This is a genomic window from Microbispora sp. CA-135349 (assembly GCF_050947365.1).
In the GTDB taxonomy this organism is placed as follows: Bacteria; Actinomycetota; Actinomycetes; order Streptosporangiales; family Streptosporangiaceae; genus Microbispora.
Map to the genome: position 1 here is coordinate 4,197,079 of NZ_CP192001.1, position 19,042 is coordinate 4,216,120.

Here is a 19,042-nt window from a genome sequence, read left to right on the forward strand (position 1 = left end):
GCGCGGGTCGCGAGGACGGCTCCGCCTGAAACTTATATGGAGACACGATGACCATGGCCCCGAGGACGGACACGCGGTCGGCCACGCCGCACGTCGCCGACACCCACGACCTGATTCGCGTGTACGGCGCGCGTGAGAACAACCTCAAAGATGTCAGCGTCGAGATCCCGAAACGCCGGCTCACGGTGTTCACCGGCGTCTCCGGCTCGGGCAAGAGTTCGCTGGTGTTCAGCACGATCGCGGCCGAATCGCAGCGGCTGATCAACGAGACCTACTCCGCCTTCGTACAGGGCTTCATGCCGACGCTGGCCCGGCCCGAGGTCGACGTGCTCGACGGGCTGACGACCGCGATCGTCGTCGACCAGGAGCGGATGGGCCCCAACCCCCGTTCCACGGTCGGCACCGTCACCGACGCCAACGCGATGCTGCGCATCCTGTTCAGCCGGCTCGGCCGGCCGCACATCGGCTCGCCCCAGGCGTTCTCCTTCAACGTCGCCTCGATCAGCGGCGCGGGCGCGGTCAAATTCGAGCGCGGCGGCAAGACGGTGAAGGAGCGGCGCGAGTTCAACGTCACCGGCGGCATGTGCCCGCGCTGTGAGGGCATGGGCCGGACCTCCGACATCGACCTGTCCCAGCTGTACGACGACTCCAAGTCGCTCAACGAGGGCGCGCTCACGATCCCCGGCTACAGCGTCGACGGCTGGTACGGCCGCATCTTCAGCGGCTCCGGTTTCTTCGACCCGGACAAGCCGATCCGCGACTTCACCGAGAAGGAACTCCACGACCTGCTCCACAGGGAGCCGACCAAGATCAAGGTCGACAACATCAACCTCACTTACGAGGGCCTGATCCCGCGGATCCAGAAGTCGATGCTGTCCAAGGACAAGGAGGCGTTGCAGCCGCACGTCCGGGCGTTCGTGGAGCGGGCGGTGAAGTTCATGACCTGCCCCGAGTGCGGCGGCACCCGGCTCAGCGAGGCGGCCCGGTCGTCCAAGATCGAGGGGATCAGCATCGCCGACGCCTGCGCGATGCAGATCAGCGACCTGGCCGACTGGGTCCGCGGCCTGGACGAGCCGTCGGTCGCGCCGCTGCTCACCACGTTGCAGCAGCTCCTCGACTCGTTCGTGGAGATCGGACTGGGCTATCTGTCCCTCGACCGGGCGTCGGGCACGCTGTCGGGCGGCGAGGCGCAGCGCGTCAAGATGATCCGCCACCTCGGCTCCTCGCTCACCGATGTCACCTACGTCTTCGACGAGCCCACGACGGGCCTGCACCCCCATGACATCCAGCGGATGAACGGCCTGCTGCTGCGGCTGCGGGACAAGGGCAACACGGTGCTGGTCGTGGAGCACAAGCCGGAGATGATCGCGATCGCCGATCACGTCGTCGACCTCGGCCCCGGCGCCGGCACGGCGGGCGGCATGGTCTGCTTCGAGGGCACGGTCGAGGGGCTGCGGGCCGGCGGCACCGTCACCGGCCGCCACATCGATGACCGGGCCGCCCTCAAGAAGTCGGTGCGCACGCCCACCGGCACGCTGGAGATCCGCGGCGCGACGGCGAACAACCTGCGCGACGTCGACGTCGACATCCCGCTCGGAGTGCTCGTCGTCGTCACCGGAGTGGCCGGATCGGGCAAGAGCTCGCTCATCCACGGGTCGATCCCCGCCGGCGCGGGTGTCGTGTCGGTCGACCAGGGCGGCATCCGCGGCTCGCGGCGGAGCAACCCGGCGACGTACACAGGGCTGCTCGACCCGATCCGCAAGGCGTTCGCGAAGGCCAACGGCGTGAAGCCGGCGCTGTTCAGCGCCAACTCCGAGGGCGCCTGCCCCACCTGCAACGGCGCCGGCGTCATCTACATGGATCTGGCGATGATGGCCGGGGTCTCCACCACCTGTGAGGAGTGCGAGGGGAAGCGGTTCCAGGCGGCGGTGCTGGAGCACAAGCTCGGCGGGCGCGACATCAGCGAGGTGCTCGCGATGCCGGTGGAGGAGGCCCAGGAGTTCTTCGGCTCCGGCGAGGCGCGCACGCCGGCCGCGCGCGCCATCCTCGACCGGCTCGCCGACGTCGGGCTCGGCTACCTCACGCTCGGTCAGCCGCTCACCACGCTGTCCGGCGGCGAGCGGCAGCGGCTCAAGCTGGCCACCCACATGGGCGACAAGGGGGGCGTCTACGTCCTGGACGAGCCGACCACCGGCCTCCACCTCGCCGACGTCGAGCAGCTGCTCGGCCTGCTGGACCGGCTGGTCGACTCCGGCAAGTCGGTCATCGTGATCGAGCATCACCAGGCCGTCATGGCGCACGCGGACTGGATCGTCGATCTCGGTCCGGGCGCCGGTCACGACGGCGGCCGGATCGTCTTCGAGGGCACTCCGGCCGATCTCGTCGCCGCCCGCTCCACCCTCACCGGCGAGCACCTCGCGGCCTACGTCGGCGCCTGACCGGGGCCGTCGCGGGCACCGCGACGGCCGCCCGCAGGAACATGTCGTCAGGACACGTCAGGCACTAGGGTGACCGCGATCGCCCGCGTCGGCAAAGGAGATGATCATGACCACCGACCCGACGATGACCCGGATCGGCCAGGGGGTGGAGTTGCATCACCACCAAGGTCAGCGTGAAGCCGCCCGCGACCTGTTCGCACAGATCTGGGACGACATCGGCGGTGAACAGGGCGACCCGCTGCATGTTTGCGTCCTCGCCCACTCAATGGCCGACGTGCAGGACGACGTGCACCAGGAGCTGATGTGGGATCTGCGTGCGCTTGCCGCCGCCGATCTCGTCACCGACGAGCGGGTGGCCCAGGCCGGGGTGCCACTTTCCGTGGCCGGCCTGTATCCGTCCTTGCACCTGAACCTGAGTGAGTGCTATCGCAAGCTGGGCGACTCAGGCCGCGCCCGTGAGCATCTCCAGCAGGCGCGGGCCTTGATCGGCGAGCTCGGCGACGACGAGTACGGGCAGCTCATCAGGGGCGGCCTGGAGCGGCTGGCCGCACAGCTGGGCGAGGCCACCTGACGCGCTCCGGGTCTGCCGGAGGCTCGATCCTCGCTCTGATCGGCCCGGCCGGACAGCCCCGTTCGAGAACCCGTCGCGGGTCGCGGCGTGCGAGTGCACAGCGATGGCCGGCGGCACTCCGGTCCCTCCCTTGAACGGCGAAGCGCGCCGGGATCACCGGCGCGCTTCGGGGTCCGGTGCCGGACCGCCGGGCCGTCAGGCGGAGGCGGTGGTGGAGGCGTCCGCGGGATACATCGGGTAGCCGTACCCGACCACCTGCGAGGTGGGGCGGGTGCGGGTCTCGACGGCGCCGCCGTCGCCCGTGTTGCCCTCGATGGTCTGGATGGTGCCGTCGCCGTTGTCCTTGACGACGAAGCCGACATGCACGATGTCGTCGATGTCCTTGCTGCCGTTCCAGTTGAAGAACACCACCGCGCCCGGCTTGGGCGTCTGACCCCAGCGGCCGTGGTCGGCGAACCAGCGGGCGTGCTCGACCGTGTAGGCGTCGGAGCCCATGACGGGCCCGATGCCGAGCTGGTCGCCGACCCAGGAGACGAACATGTCGCACCAGGCGGCGTTGAGGTAGCCCTTCAGGGTGCCTCCGTCGCGGGCGAGGGTCTCACGGGCGCGGGGCGAGGACATGTACCACTGCTGGAACTTGGTTCCGCCGCCGGCCGCGTTCTCGCTGATCCCGACCTGGCTCCTGGCCAGGGTCAGCACGTCCGCCGCGCTGATCTTGGGCAGCGTGGAGGCGATCTCGGCCATGGACTGCGAGGCCGCCGGGCCCTTGCCGGCGTGCGGGTTGTCGGCGTGCGCGGCCGGCGACGCGACCAGCACGGTGGCGGCGAGGGCCCCGCCCGCGAGGGCAGCGCGCATACAGGTGTTGAGGACGTGCATGGTGGGGCGAACTCCCTTACTTCCATGCCGCCTACCGGGTTAGCTGACGGGTTCGGGCTGGAAGTCGCCCTACGGCAGGCATGCCGATTCACCCCAGGAGAGGTGGGTCCCCGGCTCCGCGGACGCGGACTCGGCGGCCGGGCGGCAGGCCGGTATCGGCCGGCCGCGTCGGTCTGAGGAGGGCTTCTTGACCATTGAGATGAGCAAGTGCGCCCTGAGATGCCTAAAAGGTAATAGACCAGGTCAAACCGGTCAAGTTAGACCAAGTCAGATTTTACGGTGCTGAATGCGCCAAGCGGGCGGGGGTGGGTAGGGGCCGCGCCACGTGATCACCAGGGGCGCGCCGTGGCGCGCGCAACCCGTGATCACCCGGGCAGGCGCACGGTCACCGCCAGGCCGCCTTCCGGCCGGGCCAGCGCCTCCGCCGTGCCGCCGTGGGCCACGGCGATGGCCCGGACGATGGACAGGCCCAGCCCCGCCCCCCGGGCGGAGCGCACGCGGTCGCCGCCGAGCCGGCGGAACGGCTCGAACATGTCGTCCACCTCGTACGGCGGGACGAGGGGCCCGGTGTTCTCCACCGTCACGCTCACCCCGGCCTCGTCCTCCCGCAGCCGGACCCAGACCTCCCCGTCACGCACGTTGTACTTGATCGCGTTCTCCAGCAGGTTGAACAGGCAGCGCTCGAGGAAGAGCGGATCACCCTGCGCGACCGCCGGGCGCAGGTCCTCGTGGACGACCACCTTCCCGCGTCGCGGCTGCAGGTCGATCTGCTCCATCACCGTACGGACGACCTGCCGCAGGTCGACCGGCCTGCGGCAGGTCACCTCCTGCTCCGACTGCGCCAGCATGAGCAGGCCCTCGATCAGCCGCTCATACCTGGCGTTCGTGCCCAGCAGCGCGCGGGCCAGCGCCTTGAGGTCCTCCGACGCGGCCGGTTCCTCCAGCGACACCTCAAGGACCGTACGGTTGACCGCCAGCGGGGTGCGCAGCTCGTGGGAGGCGTTGGCGATGAACCGGCGCTGGGCGTCGAACACCCGGTGCAGCCGGTCGAGCATCGCGTCGAAGGTGTCGGCGAGCCGTTTGACCTCGTCCTGCGGGCCGCGCAGGGCGATCCGCTCGTGCAGCGTGCTCTCCGACAGCCGCTGCGCGGTCTCGGTCACGCGGTCGAGCGGGCGCAGCGCGCGGTCGGCCACCAGGTAGCCCAGCACCACCGCGACGGCCCCGACCAGGATCATGACGATCACCGTCGACCTGAGCACGTCGCTCAGCACGTCCGCCGCACCCTGCTCGACATTGGTCCGCACCCGCTGCGCGAGCAGGTCGCCGTCGGGTAGCCTGCCGCCGGGGACGGCAACGGGGGCGCCCGCGCCGGTCACCTTCGACGCCACCGCCACCACGAACCGCTGGTTGAGCGCCCGCGCGGTCAGCAGGTGAGTGAACCACAGCAGCACCGACCCCGCCAGGAGGAACAGCCCGCCGTACAGGAGGGTGAGCCGCATCCGCAGACCGAGCCCGCCCCACAAGGACAGGACGCGATTCACAGCCGGTACCCCCGGCCCGGCACGTTCTCGATCACCGGCGGCTCGCCCAGCTTGCGGCGCAGCGAGGTGATCGTGACGCGCAGCACGCCGGTACCGGCGCCGGCGTGCTCGTCCCACACCTTCGCGCGCAGCCGGGCCGGGGTGACCAGCCCGCCGCACGCGCTCATCAGCTCGTGCAGCACGTCGAACTCCTTACGTCCCAGCGCCACCTGACGCCCGTCCCGCACGACCGTGCGGCGGGCGGGGTCGAGCCGGATCCCGGCCCGCTCGATCGCCGGCGGCACCGCCCGGGGCGTGCGCCGGGCCAGCGCCCGGATCCGGGCCACCAGCTCGGCGAACGCGAACGGCTTGACCAGGTAGTCGTCGGCGCCCAGGGACAGGCCCCCGACCCGGTCCCGCACCCGCCCGGCCGCCGTCAGCATGAGGATGCGGCTCGCCCCGCCGGCGCCGACCAGCTCCCGGCACACCTCGTCTCCGTGCACCTCGGGCAGGTCGCGGTCGAGCACGACCACGTCGTAGTCGACGTAGGCGGCCAGCTCCAGCGCCTCCCGGCCGTCGCAGGCCACGTCCACCGCGATCGCGTGCAGCCGCAGCCCGCGGGCGACCGCGTGGGCCAGCTGTTCCTCGTCCTCGACCACGAGCACCCGCATTCCAACCTCCCGCTCGGCTCCGAGACTGGCGCAGGAGGTGTTAGCCGCGGATAAACGGATCTCGCTTATCCGCGTTTAGCACCGCCTCCGCTGAAGTTGGGCCCCGTCCCGGGCGAACGCCCCGGGAAAGAAGGAGCGACCCATGCGCTTACGACCGCTGCGCGCCCTGGGCCCGGCATTCGGGCTCGCGCTGGCACTGGCCGCCTGCGGCGCGGCCCCCGCGGACGACGGGATCGCCAGTGCGGGCGGCGCCACCCCCGGCACCACCACCGGCGTCACCCCCGGCACCGCGACGGGCGCGACGACGAAGCCCTCGCCGGGCACCGTCGACCGGCAGGAGGCCCAGCTCAAGTTCGCCCAGTGCATGCGCGAGCACGGCGTGGACATGCCCGACCCCGGCCCCGACGGCCGCGTCCGCATCATGGGCAAAAAGGGCGAGGAGGCCGTGATGCGCAAGGCCATGCAGGCCTGCGAGCACTTCATGAAGGACGCGGTCGGCGACAAGCTCGGCGGCGACGACCCCCAGGTACGCGACCGCATGGTCAAGTTCGCCCAGTGCATGCGTGAGCACGGCATCGACATCCCCGACCCGGCGCCCGGACAAGGGATCCAGTTCAAGCTCAAGCCGGGCCAGGAGAAGGCGATGGAAGAGGCGCAGAAGGCCTGCGAGGAGCTCGCGCCGGGGAGCAGGCCGTGAGGAAGGGCCTGGTGATCGCGGGGGCCGGAGTCCTCGCCCTGGCCGCCGCGGGGACCGCCGTCGCCATGGCGGGCGGCGACGGCGCAGGCGCGGCCGAGCCGTCCGCGCCCCCGGTCCCCGCCACCGCGTCGATCACCCGCCAGGACCTGATCGACACCAAGACCGTGGAGGGGGCCCTGACCTACTCCGGCGAGCGTCAGGTGAGCACCGACGCCTCCGGCACGGTCACCTGGGCGCCCGCCGAGGGCGCGGTCGTCCGGCGCGGCCGCCCGCTGCTCAGGGTCGACCGCAGGCCGGTGGTCCTCATGTACGGCTCGCTGCCGATGTACCGCCCGCTGCGGCAGGGCGTCGACGACGGCCCGGACGTCGAGCAGCTCGAACGCAACCTCAAGGTCCTGGGCTACGGAGACGACCTGACCGTGGACGACCACTTCAGCTACGCCACCTATCTGGCCGTCAAGCAGTGGCAGGACGACGCCGGGCTGCCCGAGACCGGGCAGGTGGACGCCTCCCAGGTGGTCTTCCTTCCCGCCGCCGCCCGGGTGACCGCCGCCAAGGTCGACGTCGGCGACAGGACCACGCCCGGACGCCCGGCCCTCACCGTGTCGGGCGTACGACGGCTGGTGCACGTGGACCTGTCCACCGACGACCAGACGCTGGCCAGGAAGGGCGCCAAGGTCACCGTGGAACTGCCCGGCGGCGAGCGGGTCACCGGGAGGATCACCTCGGTCGGCACGGTGGCCGAGTCCGTCCCTTCCGAGCAGGGACAGGACGAGGGCAGCACCGTCGACGTCGACATCACCTTGGGCACGACCCCGAAGACCCGCCTCGACAAGGCCCCCGTCGAGGTGGAGCTGGTCAGCGAGCGGCGGGAGAACGTGCTGGCCGTGCCCGTGGAGGCGCTGCTGGCCCTGCGGGAGGGCGGCTTCGGCGTCGAGGTGGTCGAGGGCGCCTCCACCCGCGTGGTCCCGGTCGAGCTCGGCGCCTTCGGCAGCGGCATGGTCGAGATCACCGGCGCCGGGCTCGCCGAGGGCATGAAGGTCGGGGTGCCCGCCACATGAGCATCCCGCAGCCCGAGCAGCCGTACGTGGTGGAGCTGCGCGAGGTGACCAAGGTGTACGGCGGCGGCGTGCGGGCCCTGCGCGGAGTGGACCTGCTGGTCGAACGCGGCGAACTCGTCGCCATCGCCGGGCCGTCCGGCTCCGGCAAGTCGACCCTGCTGCACCTCGTCGGCACCCTGGACCGGCCCACCACGGGCACCGTACGGATCGCCGGGCACGATGTGGCCGGGCTTCGCGACCGCGAGCTGTCCGCGCTGCGCGCCCGCCACCTGGGCTTCGTCTTCCAGCAGTTCCACCTCGCGCCCGGGGTGAGCGCGCTGGACAACGTCGCCGACGGCCTGCTGTACACCGGCACGCCGCTGCGGGCGCGGCGGGAACGCGCCGCCGCCGCGCTGGAGAAGGTGGGCCTCGGCCACCGTCTGGGCCACCGCCCCAACCAGCTGTCCGGCGGCGAGCAGCAGCGGGTGGCGGTGGCCCGCGCCGTGGCGGGCGACCCGCCGCTGCTGCTGGCCGACGAGCCGACCGGCAACCTCGACTCCGCGGCCGGCGCCGAGGTGCTGGGGGTTCTGCGCGACCTGCACGCCGCCGGCACCACGATCGCGGTCATCACCCACGACCCCGAGATCGCCGAATGGTGCCCCCGGCAGGTGCGCGTACGCGACGGCCGCGTCGTCGCCGACGCCGGGCCGGGCGAAGGACGCCGCCCTCCCGGAGCCAATCCCAAAGCGGCGCCCGATCGCCGGACGGCGGAGGCGGGGGCGGCGAAGGGAGCACCACGATGACCCGTCAGCGGCTGACCCCCGCCAGGCTCGGGCCGTCCGACGTCCTGCGGACCGGCGCGGCCGGGCTGCGCACCCGCCCCGCGCGGGTGGTGCTGTCCGCGCTCGGCATCGCCATCGGTATCGCCACGATGATCGCGGTGCTGGGGATCTCGTCCTCCTCCCGTGAGCAGTTGCTGCGCCAGCTCGACCGGCTCGGCACCAACCTGCTCACCGTCTCGCCGGGGCAGACGCTGTTCGGCGGGGAGGCCAAGCTGCCCACGGAGGCGCTCGGCATGGTCCGGCGCATCGGGCCGGTCCGCACGGCCTCGGCCACCGGATCGGTCGACACCACGATCCGGCGCACCGACCGCATCCCCAAGGCCGTGACCGGCGGCATCGCCGTCCAGGCCGCCACCGCGGGCCTGCTCACCACCCTGGAGGGCCGGGTCGTCACGGGCGCCTGGCTGAACGCCGCCACCGAGGCGCGGCCCGCCGTCGTGCTGGGTGCCAAGGCGGCGGAACGGCTCGGCATCACCAGAACCGGCGCGCAGGTCTGGATGGGCGAGCGGTGGTTCACGGTCGTCGGCGTCCTCGGTCCGATGCCGCTCGCCCCGGAGATCGAGCGTTCGGCACTCGTCGGGTTCCCGGCCGCGGAGAAGTACCTGGGCTTCGACGGCCACCCGACGACCATCTACGAACGGTCGGCCGAGGAGTCGGTGGAGGCCGTACGTGCCGTGCTGCCGCGCACGGTCAACCCGGAGAACCCCGAGGAGGTCACGGTCAGCAGGCCCTCGGACGCGCTGACGGCCCGGGCGGCGGCCGCGAGCGCGTTCACCAACCTGCTGCTCGGCCTCGGCGCGGTCGCGCTGCTGGTCGGCGGGGTCGGCGTGGCCAACACGATGGTGATCTCGGTGCTGGAACGGCGCAGGGAGATCGGCCTGCGCCGCTCGCTGGGCGCCACCCGGGGACAGGTCCGTCTGCAGTTCCTCGCGGAGTCGCTGCTGCTGTCGGCGCTCGGCGGGATCGCGGGGGCGGCGCTGGGTGGCCTGGCCACCGTCGGCTACGCGCTGTCGCGCGACTGGCCGCCGGTGGTCCCGGCCTGGGCCTTCGCGGGCGCCGTCGGCGCCACGCTCGTCATCGGCACCCTCGCGGGTCTCTACCCGGCGATGCGCGCGGCCCGCCTGTCGCCGACGGTCGCGCTGGCCACCACCTGACCGGCGACCCGGCCGGTCACCGCCAGCCGGCCGGGTCGACGCCGCCCGGCACCGGGGCCGCCGGGTCGTACGGCTCACGCGTGAAGACGAACGTGTTGAGGTCGAGGTGGGTCACCCCGCCGGGGGAGCGCACCACCCGCAGGGTCTCCCCTGCGTAGTAGCCGTCGAGCCCGAGCCAGGTGCCGTCGGCCTGGCGGACGAACCGGGAGGCGCGGCCCTGCCCGCTCACGGGGGTCAGCGACAGGCCGCCATGCGGCAGGACCCGCAGCACGTACGGCGTCGGCCCCCAGTACCACGGCCCGGTCAGCGCGAGCAGGTCCTCGTCCACCGGGGAGGGCGACCACTCGGCCGGCAGCGGCGGCTCGTGCTCGGCCAGGATGTCCAGCAGGGCGGTGTCGAGGTTGCGCATGCCCGAGGTGGTGTTGGCCATCCACAGCACGGCCACGCCGTCGGCGGGGTCGGCCCACACGGTGGCGAGGAATCCGGGCATCGACCCGGTGTGGCCGGCCAGCCGCCGCGGGCCGCCGGGCCCGATGTGCCGGGCCAGCTGGAGACCGAGGCCGTAACCGCGGGTCCAGATGTCGCCGTCGTCCACCACGGCCGGTTCGCGCATCTCCGCGACCGTGGCCGGGCGCAGCACCTCGCCGGTGTCGCCGCCCATGAAGGCCGCCCAGCGGGCCAGGTCGGCGGCGGTGGACCACATCTGCCCCGCGGGGGCCATCGCGCCGTGGTCGTTTTCCGGCTCGGGCAGCAGCACGTCGGCCCACGGGTGCACGGCGTAGCCGGTGGCATGCGGCGCCCGGGGGCGGGGCGTGGTGTCGCGCATGCCGAGCGGCTCCAGGATCTCCTCGCGTACGACTTCGTCCCACGGCGCCGACCGCTTGCGCGCGATCAACTCACCGAGCAGGGCGAACCCGAGGTTGGAGTAGTGGTAGCGGCGGCCGGGCCGGTGCCGGGCGGACTCGGGGCCGAGCGCGGCGATCAGGTCGCCCGCCGGAACGCCCGGGGTGCGCTCCCACCACTGGCCGGGCGACTCGGCGGTCAGCCCGCCGCTGTGGGACAGCAGCTGGGCGACCGTGACGTCGCCCAGCGGCGTGCCGGGCACGTGCTTGTCCAGGGGGTCCAGCAGGTCGAGCCGGCCCTCGTCGCGCAGCCGCATGACGGCGGTCGCCACGAAGGTCTTGGTGATGGAGCCGATGCGGTACTGGGTGTCCCGGGTGGGCGGCTCATCGCCGACCCGGCCGCGCGCCCCGAACCAGGCGATCTCGCCGTCCCGCACGATCGCCGCCACCAGCGACGGCACCCGTGACTCCGCCTGCTCGGCCGCCAGCCTGCGTAGCAGCGCGCGGGCCGTCCCCTCCAGCACCATTCCGGTCGTCCCCTTTCCGTGACCCGCACCAGGCTAGCGCCCCGCCGCCCGCGCGGCCCCGGAGCCGGCCGGAGCCGGCCGGGGCCGCACCTCGTCGTGCGGCCGCCGCGCCGTGGAGCGGGAGCCGACGGCCCGCATCGTCACAGAAGGAACGGCAGCGCCTGCTCGGCCACGGCCGGGGCGCCCTTCCGCTCCGAGGGACCCATGTGGTTGACGCCGTCCACGGTCTGGAGCACGGCGTTGGGAAGGGTGCCGGCCAGCGTGGCGAACTCTTCCCGGTGGTGGGGCTTGGAGCGGGCGCCCACCAGGAGCAGCACCGGGGCGGTGACGCCGGCGAACTCGGGGAGGCGGCCGTACTGGGCGGCGAGCTGCTCGTGTTCGGCCAGGCAGGCGCCCAGCAGGGGCCGCATCCGCTGCCAGGAGGGCCCGCGGAAGGCGATGCGGAAGACCGTGCGCAGATACCAGTGCGGCAGCTTGTTCATGAAGTCCGGTGCGCCGCCCGACCCCTGGATGAAGTGGATGAACGCCCCGTAGTGGTCGCCCGCGGCCAGCCGTTCCCGGAAGGGCTCCATCCAGGCGGTGGGGACGGGGGCGACGGGCACTCCCGGCTCGAAGACCGCGATGCGGTCGAACAGAGGGAAGGATCGCGCGGTCTCCAGGACGACCAGCCCGCCGTAGCTGTGCCCGAACGCCAGCCGCGCCTGGGTCGCGGCCTGGACGGCGCGAAGGTCCTCCACTTCCTTGGCCAGGGAGTACTCGGGCCCCTGGGGGCCGCTGGCGCCCCGGCCGCGCCGGTCGACGACGTGCACCGTGAAGGAGCGGGCCAGCAGCCGGGCCAGTGGCAGATAGTCGTCGGAGGTCTTGAGGTTGCCGCCGACCACGATGAGGTCGGGTCCCGCGCCCAGCGTCTGGTAGCCGATCACCGTGCCGTCGGCGGACACGGCCGTGTTCTCGCGTAACGGCGTGGTCTGGATGTCCTGGTTCACTTGCCCGCCTCCCGCTCCAGCCGGTCGAACGTCGTCAGCAGCCGGGCGGTGTGCTCGGCGTATTCGGCGTACGGCACGCCGCTCTCGGCCACGACCGTGGCCAGCCGGTCTTCGAACTCCTGCCGGATCGAGCTCACCACCCGCTTTCCCTCGCCGGTGAGGCTCAGCTGCCGGCGGTTCCCTCCGGCGGGGTCGGGCTGGACGTCGAGAAGGCCGTCGGCGGCGAGGATTCCGGTCATGCGGCTCACCGACGGCTCGGTCACGCCGAGGTATTCGGCGAGGGTCCGCTGCGTCGAGGCGCCCAGCTCGCCCACCAGGGTCAGCGCCAGGAAGCGGCTGTAGGAGATGTTGTGCTCGGCCCGCAGGATCCGGTCGGCCGCCCGGTCCAGCCGGGCGATGAGCACGTGCAGGTTGAGGCTTAGGTTTCGCTCCATGCCTGTAACTTAACATGCTAACTTAGCCAAAGCAAGTTACCTGGACGCCGCCATCCCCGATTGCTGCGAGGAGAACGGCTCCGCGGGCGACGACCGCACTCGGCGGCCGGCGCATGCCGGGGGCGCAGCAGGGGGTGCGGCAGGAGGCGCCGAGCCGGCCGTGAAGCGCGCGGTGCGTTCGCCGGCTATCGGGATTCGAGCCGGCCCAGGGGATCGGCGCCCTGCGCCAGAGCCGCGCGCGCCGCCGGCCAGGCGACATTGTCAAGACCCAGTGCGTCGCGGAGGTAGGCCCACGTGAGCCGCTGAAGCAGCGCGACCCGTTCGGGGTTCTCGTCCGTCGTCTCCGTGACGGTGTATCCGGAGATCCCGCCGAGCGAGTGCTCCGCGCCGAACAGTGTGAGCAGGCTCTTGCCGCCCGGGCTCATGAAGTACGCGTCGGTGAACCAGTCGGGTCCCCGGACGGACAGCAGGGACTGGTCGTGATCTCCCGCGACCACGAGGGCCGGGGTGGTCATCTCCGTGAAGCCCGGGTTCATGAACGGGAAATGCTCGGCGGCGAACGGGGTCAGGTCCGCACCGCCCCTGCCGGGCACGGCGAGCAGCACACCCGCCTTGATCCGCGAGTCGGACATGTCCTGTCCCGCCTCGCCGTCGGGACCGAGGACCCGCGCGCCCAGCAGCATGCTCGCCGTCTGGGCACCCCAGGAGTGCCCGGCCACGGCGATGCGGCCGCGGTCGAGACGCCCGTTCAGGCCGGGAACGGCGTCTTCCGCGAGGTCGAGCCGGTCGAGTACGCGCTTGAGGTCCTCGACCCGCAACCGCCAGATCGACGGCGTTCGGGGATCGTCGGGAGGAAGGTTCAGCGTCCGCGAGTCGAGGTGGGTGGGCTGGATCACCACGAAGCCGTGAGCGGTCCAGAAGTCGACCAGGGGGGCGTAGCCGTTCGACGACTCGCCGAAGCCGTGTGAGAAGACGATGACCGGCAGGTCCCGTCCTGTCGTCGGGGCGGACACCCGTACGTGCAGGTCATCGCCGCGGCCCGGGGCCGGCAGCACCACCGGTTCCACCGAGATGACCGGAGTGGGCGCGCCGGCGGCCACGTCCCTGATCGTCATGGCGGGCTCGTTCATCAAAGGGCCTTCCTTTCAACTGTTCGGAGGATGAGTTCGTCGGCGATCCACCGCGCCACGCCGGCGGGGTAGGGCGCCGGAAGTCCGAGGACGATGTGCCGGAAGCCGGCGTCGATCGCTTCGCCGATCGCGTCCCGCACCGGGCCGGGCCGGTCGTAGGAGACGGGCAGGTGGATCGAGCGGGTGACGGAGGCGGGGTCGCGGCCGATCTCGGCGCAGTAGCGGTCCAGCAGCGCGCTGCGGCTGACGACGTCGTCGATGTCGCCACCGGGGATGTTCCACAGGTCGGCGTGCTCGGCGGCCACGCGCAGCGTCGGGGACGACCGCCCGCCGATGAGGATCGGCGGATGGGGACGCTGGACGGGTTTGGGGTTGCACAACGCTCCGGTGAGCCGGACGTGGGTGCCGTGGAAGTCGAACGGCTCGGCCTCGGTCCACAGCCGCCGGATCACCGTGCAGGCCTCTGCGAGGCTCTCCACGGCGTGGGCGGCGTCGTGGAAGGGCAGGCCGTGCGCGTCGTACTCGCGCCGGGCCAGGGGATGGCCCGGTCGTGAGCCGGCGCCGATGCCGAAGTCGAGCCGACCGCCGGAGACGATGTCGACGGTCGCGGCGATCTTGGCCAGCATGGCGGGCGGCCGGAAGCGGTTGCTGGTCACGAGCACGCCGAGGCGTAGCCGCCGGGTCTGCGCGGCGAGGGCCGCCAGCAGAGTCCAGCCTTCGTGGACGGGCCCGTCGAGGTCGCCGGCGATCGGCATGAGGTGATCGAACAGCCACGCGTGCTCGATTTCGGGGATCGTGTCCGCTTCGCGCCAGACGCGCAGGACGTCGTGGTAGCCGACCTGCTGCGGAGCGGTCATGATCCCGAAGCGGGGCGGGGATGTGGTGGTGGGCATCGGGGGGCGTCGGTCCTTTCCGTGCCGGAGTGCCGGGGGAGGTGCGCTGGGGCGGGAACGGTGCCACATGGCCTGGTGGCCGGCCCGCTGGTCTGGCAGGATAAGAAAGCGGGACGGTGTCCCGTTTGAACATACGGAACCATGTCCCGTTTAGCAAGTCCCGCGACGGAGGGAACGACGCGATGAACGACGGCGACCGGCGCACCGGGGACGCGGCCCGGCCCAGACGGGCGGACGCCCGGCGCAACGAGAAGGCCCTGCTCGACGCGGCCGCCGCGGTCTTCGTCACCTCGGGCGTCGACGCGCCGGTGCGCGACATCGCGGCCAAGGCCGGCGTCGGGACGGCCACGATCTATCGCCACTTCCCGACGCGGGCGGACCTCATCATCGCCGTCTACCGGCACCAGGTCGAGGCCTGCGCCGAGGCCGGGCCGGCCCTGCTGGCCACCGGCGCGACCCCTTACGCAGCGCTGGGGCAATGGATCGACCTGTTCGCCGACTTCCTGGTCACCAAGCACGGACTGGCCGCCGTGCTGCGGTCAGACAGCGCCGGTTTCGACACGCTGCACGCCTACTTCCTCGACCGGCTCGTGCCCGTGTGCGCCCGGCTGCTCGACGCCGCGGCCGCTGCGGGTGAGATCCGCTCCGACATCGAGGCCATCGAGCTCATGCGCGGCGTCGGGAACCTCTGCATCGGCGCGGACAGCGACCCCCGCTACGACGCGCGCCGGATGGTCGGGCTCCTCATCGCGGGGCTGCGCGTGCCGCGGTAGTCCGCTGCAGTGCGGCGAGATCCGCGCCGTGCCCGCCGCACGACGTCGCATGCCCGCCGCCGCGTACGAGGCGACGGCGGTGCCGGGCGGCGGGCGCGTGCCGTCGTGTGGGGGACAATGCGGTCCATGACCAATGCTCCCGAAGGCGCCGCGGGCAGGCCGCCCGGCGTGCAGTTGGACGCCGTGCTCGAGCGGATCACCTACGCCAACGAGGAGACCGGCTACACCATCGCCAGGGTCGCCACCGAACGGTCGGGCACCGAGTTGCTCACCGTCGTCGGGCCGCTGCTCGGGGCGCAGGTGGGGGAGTCGCTGCGGCTCACCGGCCGCTGGGGTTCCCACCCCAGGTACGGCAGGCAGTTCGAGGTCTGGTCGTACACCACGGTCCTGCCGGCGACGATCCAGGGCATCCAGCGCTACCTCGGCTCCGGCCTCATCAAGGGCATCGGCCCGAAGATGGCCGAGCGGATCGTGGACCACTTCGGCACCGACACCCTGCGGGTGATCGAGGAGGAGCCCAAGCGCCTGGTCGAGGTCCCCGGACTCGGCCCCAAACGGACCAAGATGATCGCCGCCGCCTGGGAGGAACAGAAGATCATCAAAGAGGTGATGATCTTCCTGCAGGGCGTGGGCGTGTCCACCTCGATCGCCGTGCGCATCTTCAAGCAGTACGGCGAGGAATCCATCGACGTGGTCCGCAAGGAGCCCTACCGCCTCGCCGACGACGTGTGGGGCATCGGGTTCAAGACCGCCGACACCATCGCGCAGGCCGTCGGCATCCCGCATGACAGCCCCGAGCGGGTCAAGGCCGGGCTGCGCTACACGCTGTCGCAGGCCGCCGACGACGGCCACTGCTTCCTGCCCGCTCCCAACCTGGTCGCCGACGCCGTCAAGATCCTGGAGGTGCCGCCCGACCTGACCAGCGCGTGCCTGGAGGAACTGGTCGCCGAGGAGGGCGTGGTCCGCGAGGAGGTCCCGGCCAGGGGAAACGGCGCGCAGAACGGCGACGACAGCGCGAACGAGGGCACCGTACCCGCGATCTACCTCGTCCCCTTCCACCGCGCCGAGCTGTCGCTGGCCGGCACGCTGCGCACTCTGCTGACCTCCGGCCGCGACCGGCTCGGGGCGTTCACCGACGTGGACTGGCCCGCCGCCCTCGACTGGCTGCGCGGCCGGACCGGCGCCGAGCTCGCGCCCGAGCAGGCCCAGGCCGTACGGCTCGCGCTGACCGAGAAGGTCGCCGTGCTCACCGGCGGTCCCGGCTGCGGCAAGAGTTTCACCGTGCGCTCGGTGGTGACCCTCGCCCGCGCGAAGCGGGCCAAGGTCATCCTCGCCGCCCCGACCGGCCGGGCGGCCAAGCGGCTGGCGGAGCTGACCGGCCACGAGGCCACCACCGTGCACCGGCTGCTCCAGCTGCGCCCCGGCGGTGACGCCACCTTCGACCGCGACAACCCCCTCGACGCCGACCTGGTCGTGGTGGACGAGGCGTCCATGCTCGACCTGCTGCTGGCCAACAAGCTCGCCAAGGCCGTGGCCCCGGGAGCGCACCTGCTGTTCGTCGGCGACGTCGACCAGCTTCCCTCGGTCGGAGCCGGAGAGGTGCTGCGCGACCTGCTGGCCGCGCCCGACATCCCCCGGGTGCGCCTGACGCAGATCTTCCGCCAGGCGCAGGAGTCGGGCGTGGTCGTCAACGCCCACCGCGTCAACACCGGGCAGCACCCCCTGGTGCGGGAGTTCCCCGACTTCTTCCTGTTCCCCTGCGAGGAACCCGAGGAGATCGCCGCCCTGACCGTGGACGTGGTGGCCCGGCGCGTCCCGAGCAAGTTCGGGCTCAACCCGCGCAGGGACGTACAGGTGCTCGCGCCCATGCACCGCGGTGCGGCCGGCGCCGGCGCGCTCAACATCGCCCTGCAGGAGGCGCTGACCCCCGCCCGCGAGGGCATGCCGGAGCGACGGTACGGCGGGCGGGTCTTCCGCGTCGGAGACAAGGTCACCCAGCTGCGCAACAACTACGACAAGGGCGCCGCGGGGGTGTTCAACGGCACGGTCGGCGTGGTCACCGCCATCACCCCCGAGGAGAGCAAGCTGACCGTGCTGACCGACGAGGACGAGAACGTCGACTACTCCTTCGACGAGCTCGACGAACTCGCCCACGCCTACGCGGTCAGCATCCACCGCTCCCAGGGCAGCGAGTATCCGGCCGTGGTCATCCCGCTGGCCACCAGCGCCTGGATGATGCTGCAGCGCAACCTGCTCTACACCGCCATCACCCGGGCCAAAAAGCTCGTGGTCATCGTCGGGTCGCGGCGGGCGCTCGGCCAGGCGGTGCGCACGCGGGGGGCGGGCCGCCGCCACACGGGGCTGACCCACCGCCTCCGCGTGCCCTGATCTTTCGTGTCCTGGCCGGCCGGGCCCGCCCCCCGCGCGCGGGTCAGTACTTCGAGGTGTAGGTCACGAACGACGGCTGGTCGACCTGGGTGGTGCCCTTGTAGCAGACGACGTCACGCACGTAGACGTCGGCGCCGGAGGTCGTCCACAGCGTGAGCAGGTTGCAGTACTCCGGCCCGGGACCGTACGCCGTCACCTGCACGTTGTTGGGCGGCGACCCGACCCTGGGGAAGTACACCAGGCGCATGCCGGTCCCGGCCGTCCGCACCGTGTTGACCCCACTCTGGGAGTTGTAGTTGATCCCGGGAGGCACCGGCGCGTACGGCCCGGGGTTGGCCGGGACGTTGTCGAAGGTGTAGGCGAACAGCTTCGGCGGCGCGAAGGCCCCGGTGATCGCCCGCTCGCGCTGGTAGGTGAGGGTCCAGCCGGTGTCGTACGGCTTGTCGGCCACGTCATGGCAGAGCACCTGGATCTTCTGCCCCGACGCCGCCCAGCTCCAGGCGCCCACCTTGCACCGCGCCGGCTTGCCCGAGTCGACCGCGGTGACCTGGATGTTCCCGGCCTGCACGGCGGAGCCGAGCCCGGGCAGCCAGACGGTCCAGTCTCCGGTGGTGTTGGGGAAGACGGCGTTCACGCCGAGCGCGGAGTTGTAGTCGGAGGCGATGGACGCGCCGTCCCAGTAGACGTAGCCGTACGCCTGCGTCGCCGAGGCCAGCGCCCCGCTGCTGCTGGCGAAGACGATCGAGAAGCGCGCGTAGACGGGGGTTCCGCCGTACTTGTAGCAGCGCACCGCCACGATCTCGTCGGAGCCGGCCTGCCCCCACTTCTCGATCTGGCACCACTCGGCCGACTGCGAGATCGCGGTCACGTGCGCGATCCCCCCCTTGGGGATGCCGATCTTCGGGAACCGCACGAAGACCTCGCCCGTGCCGCCGGGCGAGACGCTGACCGTCGGCCCGGGCGCCCAGCTGCCCGCCTGGTAGGCCAGGTTCGGCACCCCGGAGGTGACGTCGACGTAGGCGAAGCCCCACACATCGGGAACCGCCGCGTTCGCGGCCCCCACCCCGGCGGTGGCGCCTGCGGCGACCATCGCACACAACAGTAGTAATCGAGTGACCACGGTTCGTAACAGGCGCATGCCGTCCTCCATCGCAGTGGTGCCCAGCGGGCGTGCAGATGTCGACGCCGGTGACCCGGCGCGTGGAACCCGTACGTCGGTGGAGCCGTGGATCGCACTCGGAAGGCAGGAGATCACAATCG

The 19,042-nt window shown here is 72.1% G+C and carries 17 protein-coding genes and 1 riboswitch; of the genes, 8 read left to right on the forward strand and 9 right to left on the reverse strand.

The genetic code is table 11. The features are described from left to right. Positions 1-47 precede the first annotated feature (47 nt). Both ACQPZZ_RS19570 and ACQPZZ_RS19575 read left to right on the forward strand, forming a co-directional pair. Positions 48-2,438 carry an ATP-binding cassette domain-containing protein gene (locus tag ACQPZZ_RS19570; RefSeq protein ID WP_432934025.1) on the forward strand — a complete coding sequence of 797 codons (2,391 nt, stop codon included), beginning with the start codon at positions 48-50 and terminating at the stop codon, positions 2,436-2,438. A gap of 106 nt (positions 2,439-2,544) precedes the next feature. Further along, complete coding sequence (locus ACQPZZ_RS19575) at positions 2,545-3,009, forward strand: hypothetical protein (RefSeq protein WP_432934027.1); 465 nt, start codon at positions 2,545-2,547, stop codon at positions 3,007-3,009. Between the two features lie 195 nt (positions 3,010-3,204). Here ACQPZZ_RS19575 and ACQPZZ_RS19580 read toward each other — a convergent pair whose 3' ends face one another. From ACQPZZ_RS19580 to ACQPZZ_RS19590, 3 genes are all read right to left on the reverse strand, one after another. Continuing rightward, complete coding sequence (locus tag ACQPZZ_RS19580) at positions 3,205-3,885, reverse strand: CHAP domain-containing protein (RefSeq protein WP_432934029.1); 681 nt, start codon at positions 3,883-3,885, stop codon at positions 3,205-3,207. Between the two features lie 14 nt (positions 3,886-3,899). Continuing rightward, a riboswitch (cyclic di-AMP (ydaO/yuaA leader) is annotated at positions 3,900-4,031 on the reverse strand. Between the two features lie 219 nt (positions 4,032-4,250). Beyond that, on the reverse strand, positions 4,251-5,426 hold the full coding sequence (locus tag ACQPZZ_RS19585; RefSeq protein ID WP_432934031.1) for a sensor histidine kinase: 1,176 nt from the start codon (positions 5,424-5,426) through the stop codon (positions 4,251-4,253). Further along, on the reverse strand, positions 5,423-6,076 hold the full coding sequence (locus ACQPZZ_RS19590) for a response regulator transcription factor (protein WP_432934033.1): 654 nt from the start codon (positions 6,074-6,076) through the stop codon (positions 5,423-5,425). Before ACQPZZ_RS19590 ends, ACQPZZ_RS19585 begins: the two co-directional genes overlap by 4 nt. Positions 6,077-6,218: 142 nt before the next feature. On the opposite strand from ACQPZZ_RS19590, the gene ACQPZZ_RS19595 reads away from it, so the two are divergent. Genes ACQPZZ_RS19595 through ACQPZZ_RS19610 form a run of 4 tightly spaced genes read left to right on the forward strand, consistent with a single transcriptional unit; the run spans position 6,219 to position 9,809 of the window. Next, entirely contained in the window at positions 6,219-6,773 is a 555-nt protein-coding gene (locus ACQPZZ_RS19595; RefSeq protein WP_432934035.1) for a hypothetical protein, read from the forward strand. Continuing rightward, complete coding sequence (locus tag ACQPZZ_RS19600; protein WP_432934037.1) at positions 6,770-7,834, forward strand: efflux RND transporter periplasmic adaptor subunit; 1,065 nt, start codon at positions 6,770-6,772, stop codon at positions 7,832-7,834. The genes ACQPZZ_RS19595 and ACQPZZ_RS19600 overlap by 4 nt, the downstream gene beginning before the upstream one ends. Next, complete coding sequence (locus ACQPZZ_RS19605; RefSeq protein ID WP_432934039.1) at positions 7,831-8,616, forward strand: ABC transporter ATP-binding protein; 786 nt, start codon at positions 7,831-7,833, stop codon at positions 8,614-8,616. Before ACQPZZ_RS19600 ends, ACQPZZ_RS19605 begins: the two co-directional genes overlap by 4 nt. Beyond that, on the forward strand, positions 8,613-9,809 hold the full coding sequence (locus tag ACQPZZ_RS19610; RefSeq protein WP_432934041.1) for an ABC transporter permease: 1,197 nt from the start codon (positions 8,613-8,615) through the stop codon (positions 9,807-9,809). Before ACQPZZ_RS19605 ends, ACQPZZ_RS19610 begins: the two co-directional genes overlap by 4 nt. A 16-nt stretch (positions 9,810-9,825) precedes the next feature. Here the strand turns inward: ACQPZZ_RS19610 and ACQPZZ_RS19615 are convergent, their stop codons facing one another. The 5 genes from ACQPZZ_RS19615 to ACQPZZ_RS19635 form a co-directional block, all read right to left on the reverse strand. Further along, positions 9,826-11,178: a serine hydrolase domain-containing protein gene (locus tag ACQPZZ_RS19615; protein WP_432934043.1), complete on the reverse strand. Its 1,353-nt coding sequence runs from the start codon at positions 11,176-11,178 to the stop codon at positions 9,826-9,828. Positions 11,179-11,318: 140 nt separating this feature from the next. Further along, positions 11,319-12,164, reverse strand: coding sequence for an alpha/beta fold hydrolase (locus ACQPZZ_RS19620; protein WP_432934045.1), 846 nt, complete (start codon positions 12,162-12,164; stop codon positions 11,319-11,321). Further along, the gene (locus tag ACQPZZ_RS19625) at positions 12,161-12,598 is read right to left on the reverse strand and encodes a MarR family winged helix-turn-helix transcriptional regulator (protein ID WP_363637886.1); all 438 of its coding nucleotides are present in this window, start codon (positions 12,596-12,598) and stop codon (positions 12,161-12,163) included. The genes ACQPZZ_RS19620 and ACQPZZ_RS19625 overlap by 4 nt, the downstream gene beginning before the upstream one ends. A 185-nt stretch (positions 12,599-12,783) precedes the next feature. Next, positions 12,784-13,728, reverse strand: coding sequence for an alpha/beta hydrolase family protein (locus tag ACQPZZ_RS19630; protein ID WP_432934048.1), 945 nt, complete (start codon positions 13,726-13,728; stop codon positions 12,784-12,786). Beyond that, positions 13,728-14,621, reverse strand: coding sequence for an LLM class flavin-dependent oxidoreductase (locus ACQPZZ_RS19635; protein WP_432934050.1), 894 nt, complete (start codon positions 14,619-14,621; stop codon positions 13,728-13,730). Before ACQPZZ_RS19635 ends, ACQPZZ_RS19630 begins: the two co-directional genes overlap by 1 nt. A 182-nt stretch (positions 14,622-14,803) precedes the next feature. On the opposite strand from ACQPZZ_RS19635, the gene ACQPZZ_RS19640 reads away from it, so the two are divergent. Beyond that, positions 14,804-15,394, forward strand: a complete 591-nt coding sequence (locus tag ACQPZZ_RS19640) for a TetR/AcrR family transcriptional regulator (protein WP_432934051.1) — start codon at positions 14,804-14,806, stop codon at positions 15,392-15,394. Positions 15,395-15,520: 126 nt separating this feature from the next. Further along, complete coding sequence (recD2, locus tag ACQPZZ_RS19645; protein WP_432934053.1) at positions 15,521-17,782, forward strand: SF1B family DNA helicase RecD2; 2,262 nt, start codon at positions 15,521-15,523, stop codon at positions 17,780-17,782. 43 nt (positions 17,783-17,825) lie between these two features. On the opposite strand, the gene ACQPZZ_RS19650 is transcribed toward recD2, so the two are convergent. Then, positions 17,826-18,920: a hypothetical protein gene (locus ACQPZZ_RS19650; protein WP_432934055.1), complete on the reverse strand. Its 1,095-nt coding sequence runs from the start codon at positions 18,918-18,920 to the stop codon at positions 17,826-17,828. Positions 18,921-19,042: the final 122 nt, after the last annotated feature.

Excerpts from the sequence above, each read along its gene's own strand:
- ACQPZZ_RS19630 (WP_432934048.1), bottom strand. The coding sequence starts at position 13,728 with ATGAACGAGCCCGCCATGACGATCAGGGACGTGGCCGCCGGCGCGCCC.
- ACQPZZ_RS19590 (WP_432934033.1), bottom strand. The coding sequence starts at position 6,076 with ATGCGGGTGCTCGTGGTCGAGGACGAGGAACAGCTGGCCCACGCGGTC.
- ACQPZZ_RS19570 (WP_432934025.1), top strand. The coding sequence starts at position 48 with ATGACCATGGCCCCGAGGACGGACACGCGGTCGGCCACGCCGCACGTC.
- ACQPZZ_RS19575 (WP_432934027.1), top strand. The coding sequence starts at position 2,545 with ATGACCACCGACCCGACGATGACCCGGATCGGCCAGGGGGTGGAGTTG.
- ACQPZZ_RS19625 (WP_363637886.1), bottom strand. The coding sequence starts at position 12,598 with ATGGAGCGAAACCTAAGCCTCAACCTGCACGTGCTCATCGCCCGGCTG.
- ACQPZZ_RS19595 (WP_432934035.1), top strand. The coding sequence starts at position 6,219 with ATGCGCTTACGACCGCTGCGCGCCCTGGGCCCGGCATTCGGGCTCGCG.
- ACQPZZ_RS19635 (WP_432934050.1), bottom strand. The coding sequence starts at position 14,621 with ATGCCCACCACCACATCCCCGCCCCGCTTCGGGATCATGACCGCTCCG.
- ACQPZZ_RS19580 (WP_432934029.1), bottom strand. The coding sequence starts at position 3,885 with ATGCACGTCCTCAACACCTGTATGCGCGCTGCCCTCGCGGGCGGGGCC.
- ACQPZZ_RS19605 (WP_432934039.1), top strand. The coding sequence starts at position 7,831 with ATGAGCATCCCGCAGCCCGAGCAGCCGTACGTGGTGGAGCTGCGCGAG.
- ACQPZZ_RS19610 (WP_432934041.1), top strand. The coding sequence starts at position 8,613 with ATGACCCGTCAGCGGCTGACCCCCGCCAGGCTCGGGCCGTCCGACGTC.
- ACQPZZ_RS19615 (WP_432934043.1), bottom strand. The coding sequence starts at position 11,178 with ATGGTGCTGGAGGGGACGGCCCGCGCGCTGCTACGCAGGCTGGCGGCC.
- ACQPZZ_RS19640 (WP_432934051.1), top strand. The coding sequence starts at position 14,804 with ATGAACGACGGCGACCGGCGCACCGGGGACGCGGCCCGGCCCAGACGG.
- recD2 (WP_432934053.1), top strand. The coding sequence starts at position 15,521 with ATGACCAATGCTCCCGAAGGCGCCGCGGGCAGGCCGCCCGGCGTGCAG.
- ACQPZZ_RS19650 (WP_432934055.1), bottom strand. The coding sequence starts at position 18,920 with ATGCGCCTGTTACGAACCGTGGTCACTCGATTACTACTGTTGTGTGCG.